General features: G+C 69.0%; 18 protein-coding genes and 1 tRNA gene. 8 read left to right on the top strand and 11 right to left on the bottom strand.

From position 1 onward, the window contains the following. Positions 1-48: 48 nt before the first annotated feature. The gene (locus BJ986_RS05905) at positions 49-666 is read right to left on the bottom strand and encodes a phosphatase PAP2 family protein (RefSeq protein WP_179421147.1); all 618 of its coding nucleotides are present in this window, start codon (positions 664-666) and stop codon (positions 49-51) included. Next, the gene (locus BJ986_RS05910; protein WP_179421148.1) at positions 663-1,337 is read right to left on the bottom strand and encodes a phosphatase PAP2 family protein; all 675 of its coding nucleotides are present in this window, start codon (positions 1,335-1,337) and stop codon (positions 663-665) included. Before BJ986_RS05910 ends, BJ986_RS05905 begins: the two co-directional genes overlap by 4 nt. Positions 1,338-1,754: 417 nt before the next feature. Between BJ986_RS05910 and BJ986_RS05915 the strand changes: the two genes are divergently transcribed. From BJ986_RS05915 to BJ986_RS05925, 3 genes are all read left to right on the top strand, one after another. Then, positions 1,755-4,073: an FG-GAP-like repeat-containing protein gene (locus tag BJ986_RS05915; RefSeq protein ID WP_179421149.1), complete on the top strand. Its 2,319-nt coding sequence runs from the start codon at positions 1,755-1,757 to the stop codon at positions 4,071-4,073. A gap of 57 nt (positions 4,074-4,130) precedes the next feature. After that, complete coding sequence (locus BJ986_RS05920; RefSeq protein WP_202881188.1) at positions 4,131-5,402, top strand: MFS transporter; 1,272 nt, start codon at positions 4,131-4,133, stop codon at positions 5,400-5,402. A gap of 103 nt (positions 5,403-5,505) precedes the next feature. Next, positions 5,506-6,063 (top strand): P-loop NTPase family protein, encoded by a 558-nt coding sequence (locus tag BJ986_RS05925; RefSeq protein WP_179421150.1) that lies wholly within the window; start codon positions 5,506-5,508, stop codon positions 6,061-6,063. A 124-nt stretch (positions 6,064-6,187) separates the two neighbouring features. Here the strand turns inward: BJ986_RS05925 and BJ986_RS05930 are convergent, their stop codons facing one another. The 4 genes from BJ986_RS05930 to tadA all read right to left on the bottom strand — a co-directional run bounded on the left by BJ986_RS05930 (position 6,188) and on the right by tadA (position 9,156). Beyond that, positions 6,188-7,579, bottom strand: a complete 1,392-nt coding sequence (locus tag BJ986_RS05930) for an ATP-binding protein (RefSeq protein ID WP_202881189.1) — start codon at positions 7,577-7,579, stop codon at positions 6,188-6,190. A gap of 276 nt (positions 7,580-7,855) precedes the next feature. Continuing rightward, positions 7,856-7,945, bottom strand: a tRNA-Ser gene (locus BJ986_RS05935). Between the two features lie 99 nt (positions 7,946-8,044). Beyond that, positions 8,045-8,668 (bottom strand): VTT domain-containing protein, encoded by a 624-nt coding sequence (locus tag BJ986_RS05940; RefSeq protein WP_179421151.1) that lies wholly within the window; start codon positions 8,666-8,668, stop codon positions 8,045-8,047. Further along, entirely contained in the window at positions 8,665-9,156 is a 492-nt protein-coding gene (gene tadA / locus BJ986_RS05945) for a tRNA adenosine(34) deaminase TadA (RefSeq protein ID WP_179423543.1), read from the bottom strand. Before tadA ends, BJ986_RS05940 begins: the two co-directional genes overlap by 4 nt. Before the next feature lie 64 nt (positions 9,157-9,220). On the opposite strand from tadA, the gene upp reads away from it, so the two are divergent. From upp to BJ986_RS05970, 5 genes are all read left to right on the top strand, one after another. Further along, entirely contained in the window at positions 9,221-9,859 is a 639-nt protein-coding gene (upp, locus tag BJ986_RS05950) for a uracil phosphoribosyltransferase (protein WP_179421152.1), read from the top strand. Between the two features lie 164 nt (positions 9,860-10,023). Continuing rightward, a complete protein-coding gene (locus tag BJ986_RS05955) occupies positions 10,024-10,191 on the top strand; it encodes a hypothetical protein (protein WP_179421153.1) in 168 nt (55 codons plus the stop codon). Between the two features lie 13 nt (positions 10,192-10,204). Next, positions 10,205-10,951 carry a PH domain-containing protein gene (locus BJ986_RS05960; protein ID WP_179421154.1) on the top strand — a complete coding sequence of 249 codons (747 nt, stop codon included), beginning with the start codon at positions 10,205-10,207 and terminating at the stop codon, positions 10,949-10,951. Between the two features lie 127 nt (positions 10,952-11,078). Beyond that, the gene (locus tag BJ986_RS05965; protein WP_202881190.1) at positions 11,079-12,488 is read left to right on the top strand and encodes an amino acid permease; all 1,410 of its coding nucleotides are present in this window, start codon (positions 11,079-11,081) and stop codon (positions 12,486-12,488) included. Positions 12,489-12,795: 307 nt separating this feature from the next. After that, entirely contained in the window at positions 12,796-13,203 is a 408-nt protein-coding gene (locus BJ986_RS05970; protein WP_179421155.1) for a VOC family protein, read from the top strand. Positions 13,204-13,237: 34 nt separating this feature from the next. Here the strand turns inward: BJ986_RS05970 and pntB are convergent, their stop codons facing one another. The 5 genes from pntB to BJ986_RS05995 form a co-directional block, all read right to left on the bottom strand. Next, positions 13,238-14,623, bottom strand: coding sequence for a Re/Si-specific NAD(P)(+) transhydrogenase subunit beta (gene pntB / locus BJ986_RS05975; protein ID WP_179421156.1), 1,386 nt, complete (start codon positions 14,621-14,623; stop codon positions 13,238-13,240). Between the two features lie 6 nt (positions 14,624-14,629). Further along, a complete protein-coding gene (locus tag BJ986_RS05980; protein WP_179421157.1) occupies positions 14,630-16,162 on the bottom strand; it encodes a Re/Si-specific NAD(P)(+) transhydrogenase subunit alpha in 1,533 nt (510 codons plus the stop codon). A gap of 161 nt (positions 16,163-16,323) precedes the next feature. Further along, positions 16,324-16,530 (bottom strand): hypothetical protein, encoded by a 207-nt coding sequence (locus tag BJ986_RS05985; RefSeq protein ID WP_179421158.1) that lies wholly within the window; start codon positions 16,528-16,530, stop codon positions 16,324-16,326. A gap of 90 nt (positions 16,531-16,620) precedes the next feature. After that, a complete protein-coding gene (locus BJ986_RS05990; RefSeq protein ID WP_179421159.1) occupies positions 16,621-17,598 on the bottom strand; it encodes a pirin family protein in 978 nt (325 codons plus the stop codon). Positions 17,599-17,717: 119 nt separating this feature from the next. Further along, positions 17,718-18,233 carry a hypothetical protein gene (locus tag BJ986_RS05995; RefSeq protein WP_179421160.1) on the bottom strand — a complete coding sequence of 172 codons (516 nt, stop codon included), beginning with the start codon at positions 18,231-18,233 and terminating at the stop codon, positions 17,718-17,720. Positions 18,234-18,254 lie beyond the last annotated feature (21 nt).

The following is an 18,254-nucleotide window of genomic DNA, read 5'->3' on the forward strand; positions in this document are numbered from 1 at the left end:
ACGACGAGCACGGTTTTGCCCAGCAGCGGACTGCCCCCGCCGCCTCACCTACGACCCGGAGACCGGCTCGACGACTGGCTCCCCGAACACCGTCCGCACGCCTGGCAGGCGGCGCACCCAGGCGGTCAGGGCGGTCAGCGGCACGCGCAGGACGAGCCACCCGACGACCGCGACGAGCGCTCCGAAGGCGAGACCGCCCAGGACGTCCCAGGGGTAGTGCGCGGCGATGTACACCCGCGCGAACGCCATCAACAGCGCCGCGGCGACCGCGACGGCGCCGAGGCGGCGGTGCGCCAGCAGGAGCCCCGCGGCGACGGCGCCAGCCATCACAGCGTGGTCGGAGGGGAAGGAGAAGTCGGTGGTCACGTCGGCCAGGCGAAGGATCCCGGGGTGGGTGGCGTACGGACGCCGTTCAGCGAAGACGTGCCCCAGCGGCTGGTTCAGGGCCAGACCCAGCAGCATCGCCAGCGCCGCCCATCCGGTGGCGGCCAGCGCGCGCGACGACCGGTGCCGGGCCGCCACCAGAGCGAGCAGCAGCAGCAGTCCGAACAGGACCACGCCGTACTTGGCGTACGCGAGCAGGGGGCCGTGCAGGGCCGGAGTGTGGCGGGCGAAGGAGTTGATGGACAGCAGGAGCTGGTCATCGAGGTGGCGGAGCTGGTTCACGAGGTGAGACTTCCTGGTTCGGTGGAGGGATCGGACCGGCGCTCCGGGTCAGGGACGGTCGCGCCTTCTGGTGGGGCGGACGCCTTGGCGCGCCGCCATACGTGGAAGACCGACGCCATGACCGCGACCCAGGCCAGCCCGAGAAGGTAGGCGGCCAGGACGTCGGAGATGTAGTGGGCTGCGAGGGCGACGCGCGAGAACCCGATGGCGAGCACCATGAACACCGCGACGGCGACCACGACCCGGCGCCAGGCGCCGTGCAGGTACGGCAGCACGACGAGAAGGAGGACGCCGTAGCCGACGATGGCCGCTTGGGCGTGGCCGCTGGGGAAGCTCTTGCCGGGCTCGTGCAGCAGGGGGTGGGCCACGACCGGGCGTGCGCGGTTGGTGGCGGTCTTGACGAAGCCGTTGATCAGGGAGGAGCCCAGGTTCGTGATGATGACGAACAGGGCCAGGCGGATCTGCCTGCGCCAGAGCAGAGCCGCGGCGAGGACGACGGTGACCACCTGCCAGGCCAGGGCCGACCCGGAGTTGCTGGCGATCCGCATGAGCGTGACGAAGAACGGGTGGGTCAGGGCGTAGCTGTGCAGGCCGTCCCGGGCGCCGTTGTCGGCCCTCAGCAACGGCGCAAAGTGCGACTCGACGAACAGGAGCAGCAGGGTGAACGGCACCGCCGCAATGGCAACCGCGACCGTCCCCAAGGCCACGCGGGCCCCCAGCTGGCGTTTGGAGGACCACGAGGTGCCAAGCCAGCCCAGCCGGATCACAGGGCTTCCTGCTGGACGAGGCTGAGGCACGGTGGCTGCCCCAGCATGGCCGGAGGAACAACGGGCAACATCGACATGACCTCCCTAGGACGGGCTTCTGCGTGAAGCTCTTTCGTACTCGTCGTACTACCGAGTACGAAGGATAGTGAGGTATCCGAGCACGACGAGGCGACCTTTCACCAGCTGCTTGCCGGTCACGACTGGGAAGAGGTCGTCGTCGCGAGCCCGCCGTCTCCATGACACCTGTCATTGACCATTTGTCCTGGTTGGCCGAAACTCTGCACAGCCGGAGGTGGTCCGGCGTGAGTTCGGGGGTTGCTCATGTCGGTCAACAGGGGTCCCGCGCGCACCGGTGCCCGCGGCGCGGCGGCCTGGGGTCGCCGCGTTGCGGCGCTCGCCGTGGGCGCGCTGGCGGTCTTCCCGGTCGCTGCTGGCGCAAGTGTCGCCGCGGCGGCCGACCCGATGGGTCCGGTGCTGACGTCGGTGAGCGTCGACCCCGCGTCGCTCGGCCCGGACCAGGTCGGGCAGCTTCACTACACGGCCACCTCGGCTGACCCGCTTGCCCGGGTGAGCGTCAGGTACCAGAACTCGCCGGCGTTCCCGTTCACCTCCGACCCTGCTGCGACGCCGCCGCTGGATGGAACCATTCCCGTGTCCTTTCCGCAGGGCGCCCACAACGGGACGGTCGGTGTGGCGATGGTGGCACTCACCGACACGGCGGGCCGGACGTCGACGTGGGCCGCCAACGGCTCCGTGTCGTACGCGGGTGGGGCGTCCGGGCCGACGACGGCCTCGGTGTCCTTCGCGGCCGCAGCGGTGACGTTGGCCGGCTTCACGGAGGACGTGCAGCCGCCGGTGCTCACCGCGGTGAGGGTGGCCGGTCCTGCCGCCCTGACGGTCGGGGACACCTTGACCGTCCACTACGACGCCACCGACGCCAGCCTCCTGTCGAGGACGTCGGTGGCCTTGTACAACCAGTTGGCGAACAGCACCCGCGTCATCCGGCTCACCGCCCCGGACGCACCCGCCAGCGGCAACTGGACCGCCCCCATCGACAACTCCTGGGCGAACGGGGCGTGGCACGTCCAGACGGTTGCCCTGACGGACCGGTACAACCAGTCCGCTGTGTACAACGCGACCGGGACGGGCACGTACACCCCGGGCGGCGCCTTCAACCACACCGTCGACTTCTCCGGTGCGACGTTCAGCCTGTCAGGGTCGAGCGCCGACTACGAGCCGCCCGTCATCACCGCCATCGGCCCGGCACCCAAGCTCGCCGCAATGAACGGCACCCTGTCCATCCCGTTCACCGCCACCGACGCGAGCGGTGTCGTCGGCTACCTGGGCGTGCGCCTGACCAGCTCCTCCGGCCGCCAGTTCCTCCTGCAGGGATCCGACCTGCCCCTCAACGGCACCGTCACCGGCACCGTGACACCCACGCCCACGCCGGACTACGGCCCATTCACCGTGACGGACGTGTGGGTGCAGGACCGGGCAGGGGTCGAGCGGCACTACTACGCCAACGGGACCCAGACGGTCAACGGCGTCGCCGTCGACAACCACAGCCTCAACCTTGGCGCGCTCACCACCACCGTCACGGACCCGCCGATCATGCACTCGGCCACCATCGTCCCCGGCGAAGGGGCCGTCACGGTTCGCTGGCTCCCGCCCTACGCCTGGGACACCAAGACCACTGGCTTCGTGGTCACGGTGCCCCAGCTGGGCAGGACCATCACGGCGGCCCCGTCCGCACGATCGGTCACCATCACCGGGCTGACCACCATGAAGCCGTACACCGTGTCCGTCCAGGCGAACAGCACCATCGGGCTCGGTCGCGCAGTGACCGCGACGGTGGTGCCTCGCATCCACGGCCAACGCATCATCTCCGCCGGCCGATGGGACGCGGACACGTGCACCGACCTGGTCACCTTAAGCCCCACAGGGGTGGCCTACCTCTACCGGGGGAACTGTCGCGGAGGGTTCACGGGAGGACCAACGGTCATCGGGCGAGGGCTCCAGGACGAGCGGATCCTCATACCCCACGCCACCCCGGTCCCCTACAGCGGCGAGAACCTGTTCTGGTCCGTGAACTACGACGGCACCTTCCGGGAGCACGCCCACACCACCATGGGTCGCACAGACCTGGACTTCACGTCCGCGATCGCGACCGGCTGGACAGGGATCGCCACGGCGTTCTCCCCCGGAGACTGGTCCGGCGACGGGGAGCCTGACGTCATGGGCATCACGGACAACGGCGACCTGTACTCCTACCGGCACACCAACCAGGACACCCTCGCCACCGGCGTGCGCCTGGGCGGCGGATGGGGCAGCTACCGGCAGGTCCTCGGCGCCGGAGACCAGAACGGCGACCACCATGCCGACATCCTCGGACTACGACCCGACGGCACCCTGTGGCTGTACCCCGGCAACGGGCGCGGCGGCTTCGCCCGCAGCGGGTACCAGGTCGCGTCGGGGTTCGCCGGCGCACGCACCATGCTCGCGACCGACTGGAACAACGACGGCCGCCCCGACCTGCTCGCCGTGGACTCCCACGGCTACCTGCGCTTCTACAGCGGCAACGGCCACGCCAGCTTCATCTACCGCGGAGTCATCGGCACAGGCTGGGCCGGATACCTGTAACCCCCACCCCGGTCGGCGCGCGGCGCAGCCGCCCATGACCAGTGCTTGGATTGGCCCGTGACCATCGAGGGGCCAGCCCGCCCCGCGTCCGCGCGGCTCACCGCGTGGCGATTCGTTGTCGTGTTCGGGTTGGTGAGCTTGTTCACCGACATGGTCTACGAGGGCGCACGCAGCATCATCGGTCCCTACCTGGCGACCCTGGGCGCTTCGGCCGCTGTGGTCGGGGTGGTCGCTGGAGCAGGTGACTTCATCGGGTATGGGCTGAGGGTGGCGTCCGGGTACCTCGTGTCCCGGAGCCGGCACTACTGGGCATGGACCATCACCGGGTATGCGCTGACTGCGCTCAGCGTCCCCCTGATCGGCGCTTCCCATGCCCTGGTCCCAGCCCTGCTTCTGTACGGGACTGAGCGGCTTGGCAAGGCGGTCAGGTCGCCGGCGAAAGACACGCTGCTGTCGCATGCGTCGACCCGGACCGGACGCGGCACCGCTTTCGGGGTCCACCAGGCGATGGACCAGTTCGGGGCGATGGCGGGGCCGCTACTGCTGGCGGCGGTTCTTGCCACGAGCGGGGGGAACTACCGGCTCGCGTTCGGGGTACTGGCGGTCCCGGGTCTGGTTGTCCTGGCGTTGCTCGCCTGGTTGCGGTCCCGCGTCCCGGATCCGAGTTCGTACGAAGAAGTCGCCGCCGCTGGTTCGTACGAAGAAGTCGCCGCTGAGCCCCTCGATGACCGGGACGCGACCACGACCGTCCCCGAGTCCGACCCGTCGGTGGCCACCACCAGCGCGCAGACGCGACGCCGCCTACCGAACCTGTTGTGGCAGTACGTGGCCGCGGTCGGCGTGCTGTCGGTGGGCGTGGCCCCCTTCCCACTGCTGGCGCTGCACGCGCAGGGCAGTGGGCTGTTGACCGCGCCGCAGGTTCCCGTGCTGTTCGCGGTCGCGATGGCGGTCGACGGGATCACCGGGCTGGTCGCCGGACCCACCTACGACCGGGCCGGACCCGGCGTGCTCCTCGTGGTCCCGGTTGCTGCGGGGGTCGCAGCCATCTCGTTCGGCGGGTCGGCGGTCTTGGTGTGGGTTGGTGTCGGCGTCTGGGGGCTGGTCAACGGCGTCCTCGACTCAGTCGTCAAGGCGGTCGTGACCCAGCTTGTCGGACCAGGCTCCAGGGCGGCGGCGTTCGGGTGGCTGGCCCTGGTGCGCGGACTCGGGTTGCTGCTCGCTGGAGCATTGATCGGAGTGGCATACGAGCACGGCCCCGGCACCGCCGCCGTGCTGGTCGTGGTGGTCAACGCACTCGGCCTGCTCGTGCTGGCCAAGGTCCTGCGCTGACTCCCGCGAATCGGACCCCGACGGCGGCTCACTTGACTATCGCGCCAAGCGGGTCTCACGGATCGACGCAGTTGCGCGCGCTGTCACCTAGGGTCGTCGAACCATGAAGCGCATCTCGGTGGTCGGCAGTTCAGGATCTGGCAAGACGACTGTCGCCCAACGGCTTGCTGCGGCGCTTGGGCTGCCTCATGTCGAGCTGGACGCGTTGCACTGGGGGCAGAACTGGAGCGCTCCCACGAGCGCCCAACTGTCCGAGCGCGTGAGCGCCGCGACCGCCGGCGGGGAGTGGGTGGTGGACGGCAACTACTGGAGCAAGATCGGTGCCCAGGTGTGGACCGCGGCCGACACCGTCGTGTGGGTCAGCCCACCGCGATGGCGCACCATGTGGCAGTCCGTGACCCGGACATTGCATCGAGCGTCCACACGGCAGGAGCTGTGGAGCGGCAACCGCGAGGGTTGGCGCGGCCTGATGTTCTGGCGCGGCGAGGATTCGATCCTCTGGTGGGCCTGGACGACGTACCCACGCACCCAGGAGCGCTACACCCAGGCGATGATTGACCCTCAATGGAGCCACGTGACCTTCTATCGTCTGCGGACACGTCGAGAGATCGACCGCTTCGTCGCCGAGATGAGCGCACACAACACAGCACTGATGGACTAGTGGGTCTCCCCCACGACCGGCCAGCCCTGCGGGAGCCGGCGCACAGGTGGGCTGACGCAGTCAGCGGGCACCGAAGCGGCCCCCTGGTAGCGCCTACCGCCCACCCTTGTACCCCGGTGAGCCGTCAGGTCCACAACGCTGAGTAGGGCAGTGCCCAGAGCCGGTCACCGAACGGGACCGCTTCGGTCCCGGTATGCAGGACAACGCCGAGGGAGAAACGGTCCTTGAGCTTGTCCCGCAGGAAGCGCAGACCCTTGAAGTCCCCGCCGGAGACAGAGCCGGCTGCCTTCATCTCGACACCTGCGACCCGGCGGTCGTCGCTTTCGAGGACAATGTCGACCTCGAGCCCGTTGCGGTCACGGAAGTGGAACAGGCGTGCCGAGGTCTCGGCCCAGACCAGCTGTCGTCGAAGTTCCGCTGCGACGAACGACTCCAGCAGACCGCCGGCTGCGTCGCTGACCGAGCCCGGCGCCATCGCTGCGGGCGTGACGTGGTTCAGCCGTGCCGCAAGCCCGGTGTCGAGCAGGGAGACCTTGGGTCGGCCTGTGACGCGTTTGTTCAGGTCTTCCCCCCAGGCTGGCAGCTGATGGATGAGGTACAGGGTCTCCAGCAGTTCCAGGTAAGGCGGCAGGCTGGATTCGGGTATCCCCGAGTCCTGGGCGAACCTCGCCTTGACGAGCTCGCCGGAGGTGTTGGCAGCGAGCAGCCGCACGAGGTCTGGTAGCCGGTCGAGGTGGGTGAGTCTGCTGAGGTCCTGGACGTCACGGGTCATGATGCGGCCGATGTAGTTGTCGAACCAGGCGTTACGACGTCGACCCTGCCGGGTCAGTGGTTCCGGGTAGCTCCCGGCGCAGAGGATCTCGAGGTAGTCCTGGCGCCTGAGCGTCCCGGTGCGGACCCCGAGCGCCTTGCCATCCCCGCTCAGCAGCCGGTCGATGAAGTCCTCACGTTGCCCGGACAGCTCGCCCTGACTCAGGCCGTACAGCACCACGGTCTCCGCCCGACCCGCCAGGCTTTCCTCCGTGCCGGGGATCTCCAGCAGGTTCGCCGAACCGGTGATGAGGAACCGCCCTGGACGACGGGTCTGCTCGACGGCGTCCTTCATGGCCCTGATGAGCTCTGGCACACGCTGGATCTCGTCGATCACCAGAAGGTCGTCGCTCTGACGGACGAACGCGTCCGGGTCCGTGCGTGCCGCGTTGTAGTTGGCTGCTGCGTCTAGGCTCACGACCCGGGCCTGCGGACCCGCGACAACGCGCGCCAGCGTGCTCTTCCCGACCTGACGCGCGCCCTGGATGACGGTGATCGGGGTGTCGGACAATGTCTCTTCAACCAAGGCACGCGCGAACCGCGGCCTCAGGCCGCGGCTTAAGCTCGAATTATCCATACCCATCACTCTAAGCCCGTGAACTGCATAAATATGACACTCGTCGCGGATTCGCTGAGTTCGTCTCGCGGATTCGCTTAACAAGGGTCGCGGATTCGCTGTAACTGTCTCGCGGATTCGCTGCCGCATGCATTGCCCCACCACCAGACACACGCATCCCCGCAACAGCACACGGCAAGCCCATGACACGCGTCCCTCACCGGCGGTGTGCCGGGTAATGGGGGACCCCGGGCGGACATGAAGTCCAGCCGGGGTTTCGTCACAGGTGACCTACCAGTTTCGTAAGTCCCGCGTGGCGGTGGCGGTGGGAGCCGTCGCTCGTACCTCGCTCCTCCCAAATCCCCCATACACATCGCCCGCTACGTGAGAAGGACCCGACGAAAAGCGTGTCGGGTCCTTCTCACGTGGCGGTGGCGGTGGGATTTGAACCCACGGTGGAGTTTCCCCCACACACGCTTTCGAGGCGTGCTCCTTAGGCCGCTCGGACACGCCACCGCGGAGCAGGTTACTAGAGCAGGTGACCCGTCAAGAAATCGGCGGTGTCCACCCTGATCCGCCGGAGGGCGACGAGGCCCAGACGCACGAGCTCGTCGGTCACTCGGCGGGCTGTGCCCGGTGTCGGCGGATCGCCCACACCACCAGGGCCACCACCACGACGAGCCCCACGATGGCTGCCGCGCCACGTCCCAGCCACTTCTCGACCCGGTGGTAGGACTCGCCCGCGAGGTAGCCGGCCGTGACCGCCGTGGCACCCCAGGCGATCCCGCCCGCCGCGTTCCACGGCAGGAACACCCGGTACTTCATGCCGGAGAGTCCTGCGAGCGCCGGCATGACGGCCCGGAAGAACGCCGTCCAGCGGCCGAGGAACACCGCCGAACCTCCCCGACGTCGCAGGAAGTCCTGGGCCGACTCGAGCTTCTGACGTCGCCGCTTCAGCATCTTCATGCCGAGGATCCGTGGCCCGAACATGCGCCCGATCTCGAAGCCCACCGAGTCACCGACCACCGCCGCGACGATCACGACCACCAGGACCCCGGCGAGGGAGGTGTGGCCCACGCTGGCGGTGACCCCGCCGACGATCGCCAGCGTCTCGCCCGGGAGCACGAACCCCACGAACAGGGCGTCCTCGGCGAACACCACCGCCCCGACGATGAGGTAGACCAGCCACGGAGGTGCCCCGAGGACCTGGTTCACCAGGCCATTGATGATTCCGCTCACGCGCCAGCTCCCTGCTCACTGTGATGCTCACTGTGGTGCGCCGGCATTGCCCCGGTCGCTCTGTGCTGCTCGAAGAATGCCAGAAGGACCTGAGAGCACTCTGCCTCACGCACGCCACCGATGACCTCGACCCGGTGTGTCGCGCGGCGGTCCCGGACCAGATCCCAGACCGAGCCCGTCGCTCCGAGCTTGGGATCCCAGGCGCCGAGCACCAGGCGCGAGATCCGCGACAGCATCAGCGCCCCCGCACACATGGGGCAGGGCTCCAGCGTGACGACTAGGGTGCAGTCCTCCAGCCGCCACTGCCCCAGCGCGCGCGCCGCGGCGCGCAGGGCGACCACCTCGGCGTGGGCCGTCGGGTCGCCCTCGACCTCGCGCAGGTTGCGCCCCTCGCCGAGGACCTCTCCGGCCGGTGAGACGACGATGGCGCCCACCGGCACGTCGCCGTCGCGGGCCGCAGCGGCAGCGAGGTCGAGCGCGTGCCCCATCCACGCGGCATACCGGGGGTCGACTGCTGGTCCACCGCTGGAAGTCACGCGCTAAGTTTCGCCTATGCGCGTCCACGTTGCCGACCACCCGCTCATCACGCACAAGCTGACCTACCTGCGCGACAAGCGCACGGACAGCCCGACCTTCCGGCGGCTGGCCGAGGAGCTCGTGACGTTGCTGGCCTATGAGGCGACCCGCGACGTGCGCGTGGAGCCGTTCGAGATCGAGACCCCGGTGGCGCCGACCACGGGCATCAAGCTGTCGAACCCGAAGCCGCTCATCGTGCCGATCCTGCGCGCCGGACTCGGGATGCTCGAGGGGATGGTGCGCCTGCTGCCGAGCGCCGAGGTCGGCTTCCTGGGCATGCAGCGCAACGAGGAGACGCTCGAGGCGATCACCTACGCCAACCGCCTGCCCGACGACCTCAAGGGTCGCCAGTGCTACGTCGTCGACCCCATGCTCGCCACCGGCGGCACCCTGGTCGACGCCATCCGCTACCTCGCCGACCGCGGCGCCGACGACATCACGGCCGTGACGCTGCTGGCCGCGCCCGAGGGCGTCAAGCACGTCGAGGAGGCACTCGCCGACCTCACCATCCCGATCACGATCGTGACGGGCGCGATGGACGAGCGACTCAACGACAAGGGCTACATCGTGCCTGGCCTCGGGGACGCAGGCGACCGGCTCTACGGCGTCGTCTGACCCCTGCGCCGCGCCGGCACGCCGCGCCGCCTTGGCATGACTCGGTATGCCGTGCGCCCGCACCCGTGGACGGCGCGCCTTCCGTCCTTACGCGGCATTTCGGGCAAACTGGACATGAGGTGTGCCCGTCGGTGTGCCCACGACGACCGATCAAGGAGTCTGACATGCAGCGCGTGAAGAAGATCCTGCTGTGGGTCCTCGTCGCGTTCGCCGCGTACGCGATCTTCACCTCCCCGGCGCAGGCAGCCGAGATCGTCAAGACGTCCGGGTCGATCCTGGGAGACGGCGTCAAGAACTTGGGCCACTTCTTCGACGCACTGCTGGGCAGATAGCAGGCCAGGCCTGATGGCTGCGCCCGATCGGCGCCACGAGGAGCTCGACCGCTACCTGTTGGACGGCGAGCGCCTCGTCACGGCGGTCCACCAGCACTGGGTCAAGGTCGCCGAGCCCGTCGGCTCGGCAGTCCTCGCCGGCCTCGTCGCCGTCTGGGTGGACGCGCACGTCTACCCCGCCCTGGGGTTCCTCGCCACGGCCACCTGGTGGGCGTGGTTCGCGGTCGTCGCCCGGATGGCCTACCGGCTGGCGCAGTGGCGGCACGACTGGTTCGTGGCCACCGACAAGCGGCTGCTCCTCTTCTACGGCTTCATCACCCGGAAGGTGTCGATGATGCCGTTGATGAAGGTCACCGACATGTCCTACGAGCGGTCCGTGCCAGGGCGGATCCTCGGCTACGGCCGGTTCGTCATGGAGTCGGCCGGCCAGGACCAGGCGCTGCACAAGGTCAACTGGGTCCCGTCCCCCGACGAGCACTACCGAGCCATCTGCTCGGAGATCTTCGCCGTGGGCGACCACCGGCGTCCCCCGGTGGACCCGGACGACCACTGGCCCGGCGGCTGGGACGGCACCCCGGACGGCCTACCCGATCCGTATGCCGGCTGGGACGACGCCCGCCACTCCCCGCGGCTCCCTCGGCTGGCCTCGGATGATCCCTCGGACTCGCTCTATCGCAGCCCGGACCTGTCGGCCCGCGACCGGTCCGCCGACACCGGTCCGATCCCGATCCGGCCGCGACGGGACTGGCCCGAGGACTGAAGGGCTCCGGCGGGCGAGGTCGCGAGGGCGACGCTAGCGTGTCCCGGACCGGGCCGCCGAGGCGGCGAACCACTGCTAGCAGTCGATCCAGGAGACCGACGAGCCGGACTACCAGCTCAAGAAGCGGTTGACCGCCCTCGACCTCACCGACTTCGGGATCGGCGTCATCATCGGCGCAGGCATCTTCACCCTGACCGGGCGGGCCGCCGCCAACTACGCCGGGCCGTCCATCGCGATCTCCTTCGTCATCGCCGCCATCTGCTGCGGCCTCGCCGCGCTCTGCTACGCCGAGTTCGCGTCCACGGTGCCGGTCTCCGGTTCGGCCTACACGTTCTCCTACGCCTCGCTCGGTGAGCTCGTCGCCTGGGTCATCGGCTGGGACCTGCTGCTGGAGCTCATGCTCGGTGCCAGCGTCGTGGCCCAGGGCTGGTCGCAGTACGCAACCCTGCTCCTCGACAAGCTCGGCTTCACCGTGCCGACGGGCGTGGCCCCGGGGTCGCACTTCGACCTCCTGGCCTTCCTCCTCGTCATCGTCCTGACGGCCCTGATCTCGATCGGCATCAGGGAGTCGCTGCGCGTCAATCTCGTGCTCGTGGGGGTCAAGCTCTTCATCGTCCTGTTCGTGATCGTCGCCGGGATCGGCTTCATCAAGTCGGCCAACTACTCGCCGTTCATCCCTGCCTCTGTGGCCGGGAAGTCCTCGGCGGGCATCCACGCCCCGCTCATCCAGGTCCTCTTCGGTGTCACGCCCTCGACGTTCGGCATCGCGGGCATCGTCGCCGGCGCCTCGATCGTGTTCTTCGCCTACATCGGCTTCGACGTCGTGGCAACCACCGCGGAGGAGGCCCGGAACCCCCAGCGCGACCTGCCCATCGGCATCATCGCCTCCCTGGTGATCTGCACCGTCCTGTACGTGGCGACGACCCTGGTCATCACGGGCATGGTCAAGTACACGAAGATCGACCCCAAGGCGGCACTGGCCTCGGCTTTCGAGTCGGTGGGCAAGCCAGGGTTCGCCACGTTGATCGCGGCAGGAGCGGTGGCCGGCCTGATGACTGTCGTCATGACGCTGATCATCGGAGCCACCCGGGTCACCTTCGCGATGTCACGCGACTGGTTGCTGCCACCCTCCCTGGGTCGCACGAACCACCGGACCGGCACCCCCGTGCGGCTGACGGTGATGATCGGTCTGGCCATCGCCCTCATCGCGAGCCTGACGCCCATCGGCAAGCTGGAGGAGATGGTCAACATCGGGACGCTCTCCGCGTTCGCCCTGGTGTCGCTCGCCGTCCCCGTCCTTCGGCGGCGCCGGCCGGACCTGAAGCGGGCGTTCACGGTGCCGTTCTCGCCGGTCCTGCCCGTCGTGGCCGCCCTGATCAGCGTCTACCTGATGCTCAACCTCTCGGTGGAGACCTGGCTTCGTTTCCTCGTCTGGATGGCGCTGGGCTTCCTCATCTACTTCACCTACGGCGTGCGCAACAGCCGCCTGTCGGTCAAGGCCAGGGAAGGCGAGGTCCCCAGCCTGACGAGCACCTGAGACCGCGCGTCACGATTCGGGGCCCCGGACGTCTCCATGGGTGACCGACAATCGAGGCGATGCCGGTCTGGAGCGGCAGGTGGCACCCGCAAATCCGCCCGCCGCTCCTCCATGCTCGTGGTCCGCGTCACGATTCCGGGCCTCGGACGTCTTCATGGATGACTAACCATGGGGGAATGGTCGGTCACCAGAAGCGGCGGGCGGCACCCGCCACCCCGCACCCGCCGCCCGCCGTTTCGCCTGTCCGCCCCTGGGTCCACCAGGACGTCACGAGGCACGACACGAGGCCGGGCGGCATACTCGCCGCATGAAGCTGGCCATCGTGCTGGACTGTGTCGACGCACCAGGACTGGTGGCGTTCTGGATGGCTGCCCTCGGGTACGAGCATGCCGGGTCGGTACCGGGGTTCGAGGTGCTGCGCAGCCCTGAGGGGTCCGACGCGGCCCCGACGTTCCTGCTCCAGCAGGTGGACGAGCCCCGCAGTGACAAGAACCGCACTGGCAACAACCGCATGCACGTCGACGTCCACCCCCCACTGGATCTCGGCGTCCCCGCCCTGGTCCACCGGCTCGAGTCGCTGGGCGGCCGTGCGCTCGGACCCCCGGTGACCGACCTCGTCCAGACCCTGGGGATCTGGTGGCAGACGATGGCCGACCCCGAGGGCAACGTCTTCGACGTGGTCGCCGACCCCGGCCACCCGCCACCGGTGGTCTGAGGCCGACCCGCCTCGGGCGCGTCCTCGCGGTGCGTCAGAGGGCCTTGATGATGTCCTCGACCCGTTCCTTGGCGTCGCCGAAGAGCATCTGGCTGTTGTCCTTGAAGAACAGTGGGTTCTGCACCCCTGCATACCCGGTGGCCATGGAGCGCTTGAAGACGACGACGTTGCGGGCCTTCCACACCTCCAGGACCGGCATCCCCGCGATCGGGCTGCCCGGGTCCTCCGCGGCTGAAGGGTTGACGGTGTCGTTGGCCCCGATGACCAGCACCACGTCGGTGTCGGAGAAGTCGCCGTTGATCTCGTCCATCTCGAGCACGATGTCGTACGGGACCTTGGCCTCGGCGAGCAGGACGTTCATGTGGCCGGGCAGCCGTCCCGCGACCGGATGGATGCCGAACCGGACGTTCACGCCCTTCTTGCGCAGCTGCGACGTCAGCTCGGCGACCGGATACTGCGCCTGGGCGACCGCCATCCCGTAGCCCGGGGTGATGACCACGGTGGAGGCGTCGCGCAGCAGCTCCGCCACGTCGGCCGCGATCGTCTCGCGGTGCTCGCCGTAGTCCTTGTCGTCCCCGACGGACACCTCCTGGCCGAACCCCCCTGCGATGACCGAGAAGAACGACCGGTTCATGGCCTTGCACATGATGTAGGACAGGATCGCGCCCGAGGAGCCGACGAGCGCACCGGTCACGATCAGCAGGTCGTTGCCCAGCATGAAGCCCGCCGCCGCCGCGGCCCATCCGCTGTAGCTGTTGAGCATCGACACGACCACGGGCATGTCGCCGCCACCGATCGAGGCGACCAGGTGCCAGCCGAAGGCCAGCGCGACCACGGTCATGATGACCAGCGGCAGCACCGAGTGCGACTGGACGAACCACACGAGCAGCACTGCCGACACCACGAGGGCCGCGAGGTTGAGCCAGTGGCGTGCGGGCAGCATCAACGGCGAGGACTTGATCCGCGCGCTCAGCTTGAGGAACGCGACGATCGACCCGGTGAACGTCACCGCGCCGATGAAGACCCCGATGAACACCTCGACCAGGTGCAGGCTGTCGTCGGTGCCGGCGTCGCGCGACTCGAGGTACGAGCTGTAGCCGACCAGGACGGCCGCGAGCCCGACGAAGCTGTGCAGCATCGCGACCAGCTCGGGCATCTGGGTCATCTCCACGACCCTGGCTCGCCACAACCCGATGCCTGCACCGACCGCCATGGCGGCGGCGATCAGGGCGACCGTGACGACCGGGTGCTCGGCGCGGTCGACCGACAGCCAGATCGTGGCGCCGAGGGCAAGCACCATGCCGGCCACGCCGAAAGCGTTGCCCTCCTTGGCTTTCTCGTGCTTCGACAGCCCTGCCAGTGAGAGGACGAAGAGCACGGCCGAGACGATGTATGCCGCTTGGACGAGGTTGGTGGTCATCGCGCCTCAGTCCTTCCGGAACATCTGGAGCATCCGACCGGTCACGGCGAACCCTCCGAAGATGTTGATGCTGGCCACCAGGGTGGCGAGGAACGCGAGGACCTGGATCAGCGCGTTGGAGCTTCCGAGCTGCAGGACCCCACCGACGAGGATGATGCCGCTGATCGCGTTGGTCTCGGCCATGAGCGGGGTGTGCAGCGCGTGCGCGACGTTGGAGATGACGTAGAAGCCCACGATGACGGCCAGAGCGAACACGGTGAAGTGGCCGAGGAAGACGGCGGGCGAGTTCACCGCGATGATCCCGAACAGGACTGCGGCCAGGGCCATGAGGACGTACTTGCGGCGCGGGTCCGGTGGCGCCTTCGGCGCCTTGGGCTCGGGTTCCGCCTTGGCGACAGCGACCGGCGCAGCGCTCACCTGCACCGGCGGAGGCGGCCACATGGTCTGGCCGTCACGGCATACCGTCATGCCACGCTGGACCACGTCGTCGAGGTCGAGGACGACGCGCCCGTCCTTGCCGGGGGTGAGCAGCTTGAGCAGGTTGACGAGGTTGGTGCCGAACAGCTGGCTGGCCTGGGTGGGGAGGCGGCCGGGCAGGTCCGTGTAGCCAATCAGCCGGACGCCGTTCGCGGTCGTGACGATCTGGTCGGCCACGGTGCCGGCGACGTTGCCGCCGTTGGAAGCCGCCATGTCGACGACGACCGAGCCCGGCTTCATCGAGGCCACCATCTCCTCGGTGATGAGGCGCGGCGCCGGCCTGCCGGGGATGAGGGCCGTGGTGATGACGATGTCGACGTCCTTGACCTGCTCGGCATAGAGCTCGGCGGCCTTGCGGTTGAAGTCCTCGCCCATCTCCTTGGCGTAGCCGGTGGCCGAAGGGCCTTCGTCGTCGACCGCGATGCTCAGGAACTCGGCGCCCATCGACTCGACCTGCTCGCCGACCTCGGACCGCGCGTCGAAGGCCCGGACGATGGCGCCCAGGCTGCTCGCCGTGCCGATGGCGGCGAGACCTGCCACGCCGGCACCGACGACCAGCACCTTGGCCGGGGGGACCTTGCCCGCTGCGGTGACCTGGCCGGTGAACAGGCTCCCGAACTCGTGCGCCGCCTCGATCACCGCGCGGTAGCCGCCGATGTTCGCCATCGAGGAGAGCACGTCGAGCGACTGCGCACGGGAGATGCGTGGCACGGCGTCCATCGCGAGCGCCGTGACCCCCGCGGCGGTGAGCCGCTCGACGAGGTCGGGGTTCAGCGCGGGCGACACCAAGCAGGCCAGCAGGGAACCGGGACGCAGGCGACCGATCTCGTCGTCACTCGGCGCGTTCACCTTCAGGACCACGTCGCTCGCCCACGCGTCGGCCGCTTGGACCACCGAGGCGCCCGCCGCGGCATACGCCTCGTCGGAGAAGGAGGATCGTGCTCCGGCACCCCGCTCCACGACCACGTCGTACCCGAGGGCGATCAGCTGACCGACGGTCTTGGGCGTCGCGGCGACCCGAGTCTCCCCCGGCTTGGACTCTGCTGGGACACCGATCCGCACTGCTGCTCCCGTCGCTGGAAGGCCTGGAACGTCGCGTCACGCCTCGTGACGTCGCCAAACCTATTGGCTGGACCGCCGCGATGGCGCCGCAACGTGACGACGGTCGCGCCCGCCGTCCACAGGTTGGACGACGGGCGCGAGGCAGTGTGGGGTGGGACTGCTCAGACGAGGCCGAGCACGATCATGGTCATCAGGGCGATCACCGTGATCGCGCCGATGAGCAGGCCACCACCGATGTCTGACTGGGTCTCGGCGTAGCTGCGGTCGTTGTGCAGGTAGTCATGGGGGTAGTGGCTGGCGTGGCCACGTGAGTGGCGGCCGGCGCGCTCTGCGGCGCGGGTACGGGTCCGGGTGGTGGAACTGGTCATGTCACTCACTCCTTTCAATACGCTACGAACCGTATCGTATCTGTGGAGGCCGCACAACCCCGCCGACGTCAGGCCGTGTACCCGGCGACGTCAGGCGGTGCCCCCGCCGACATCCCCGTGCGGCACAGGCTGGCCGAGCCGACCGGCTTGGTAGTCCGCGAACGCCTTGCGGACCTCGGCCTCGGTGTTCATGACGAACGGGCCGGCCCAGGCGACCGGTTCACGGATGGGCAGCCCGCCGAGGACGACGACGTCGAGCCCCGCGGCATACCGCTCCTGCTGCGTGCGAGCCGACGACAGCTGGATGGCGTCGCCGGGGCCGAAGACGGCGAGTTGGCCGGGACCGACAGGCGTCTGGTCGGGGCCCACGAAGCCATCGCCACTCATGACGTACACCAGGGCGTTGAAGTCGCGTCGCCACGGGAGCGAGAGCTCGCCGCCGGGAGCCACGGTCGCGTGGACCATCGCCATGGGCGTGTGCGTCGACCCGGGGCCGCTGACGCCGCCCACCTCGCCGGCGATGACGCGCAGCAGCGACCCACCGTCCGCGGAGGTGAGCAGGCCCACCTCGCTCGACCGGAGGTCTTGGTATGCCGGCGCCTTGAGCTTGTCGACCTTCGGCAGGTTCACCCACAGCTGGAACCCGTGGAACAGGCCGCCGCTGACGACGAGGTGCTCCGGGGGCGCTTCGATGTGCAGGATCCCCGACCCGGCAGTCATCCACTGGGTGTCGCCATCCGTGATGGTCCCGCCACCTCCGAACGAGTCCTGGTGCTCGAAGATGCCGTCGATGATGTAGGTGACCGTCTCGAAACCACGGTGCGGGTGCCACGGGGTGCCCTTGGGCTCACCGGGCGCGTACTCGACGGCGCCCATCTCGTCCATGTGGATGAACGGGTCGAGGTCGCGCAGGTCGACGCCCGCGAAGGCGCGCTTGACCGGGAACCCCTCACCCTCGAGGCCACTGGGTGCGCTGGTCACGGAGCGGACGCGGCGCTGCTCGGCGATCGCGCCGGGCGCCGGGACGCGTGGCAGGACCGTGAGGTCGGCGACAGAGACAGCAGGCATGGTGACTCCCGATCTAGTTCGAATTTCAACTATCTCCTAGAACCAGCGCACCCGTCAACCCATTCCCCACGACGAAGCCCGGTCCGCAGGCATGCCTGCGGACCGGGCTTCGGGGGTCGTCAGACCGGCGGGCGCCGCTCTCCGGAGTCCGCCCCGGCCGTGCCGTCGTAGGGGGTGCCGGACGTGCCGTCGGAGTGAGTGACGGTTCCGTCGGAATGGGTGACGGTTCCGTCGGTCTGGGCCGTCGGCTCGGCCGCCACGTCGCGTTCGGTGTCGGCTTCGGCCCCCGACATGTCGACATCGGGGTCGCGCTCATCCGCCTGCCGCAGGTGCTCGTCCCGGTGCTCACGCGCCACGGCCGCGCCTTCGGCCCGTCGCTCGGCCTCCGCCTCCAGCTGGACCGCTCGGGCCTGCTGCTCCTGCGCCTCGGCCCTGGCCTTCTCTGCCTGCGCCTGCGCCTGCGCCGCCGCGGCGTCCCGCTCGCGGTGCTCGCGGTCGTGCCGCTCGGCCTCGGACCGCAGCTCTGCGGCCTCCTCGCGACGGGCTTCGAGCCGGCGGTTCCGGTTCATCATGACGACTAGGCCGATGACGGCCAGCACCACGACGATGAGGATGATCCAGACGATGGGTTTCATGAGCCCTCCTGGGTTGGGCCG

Source organism: Pedococcus badiiscoriae, from assembly GCF_013408925.1.
Classification (GTDB): domain Bacteria; phylum Actinomycetota; class Actinomycetes; order Actinomycetales; family Dermatophilaceae; genus Pedococcus; species Pedococcus badiiscoriae.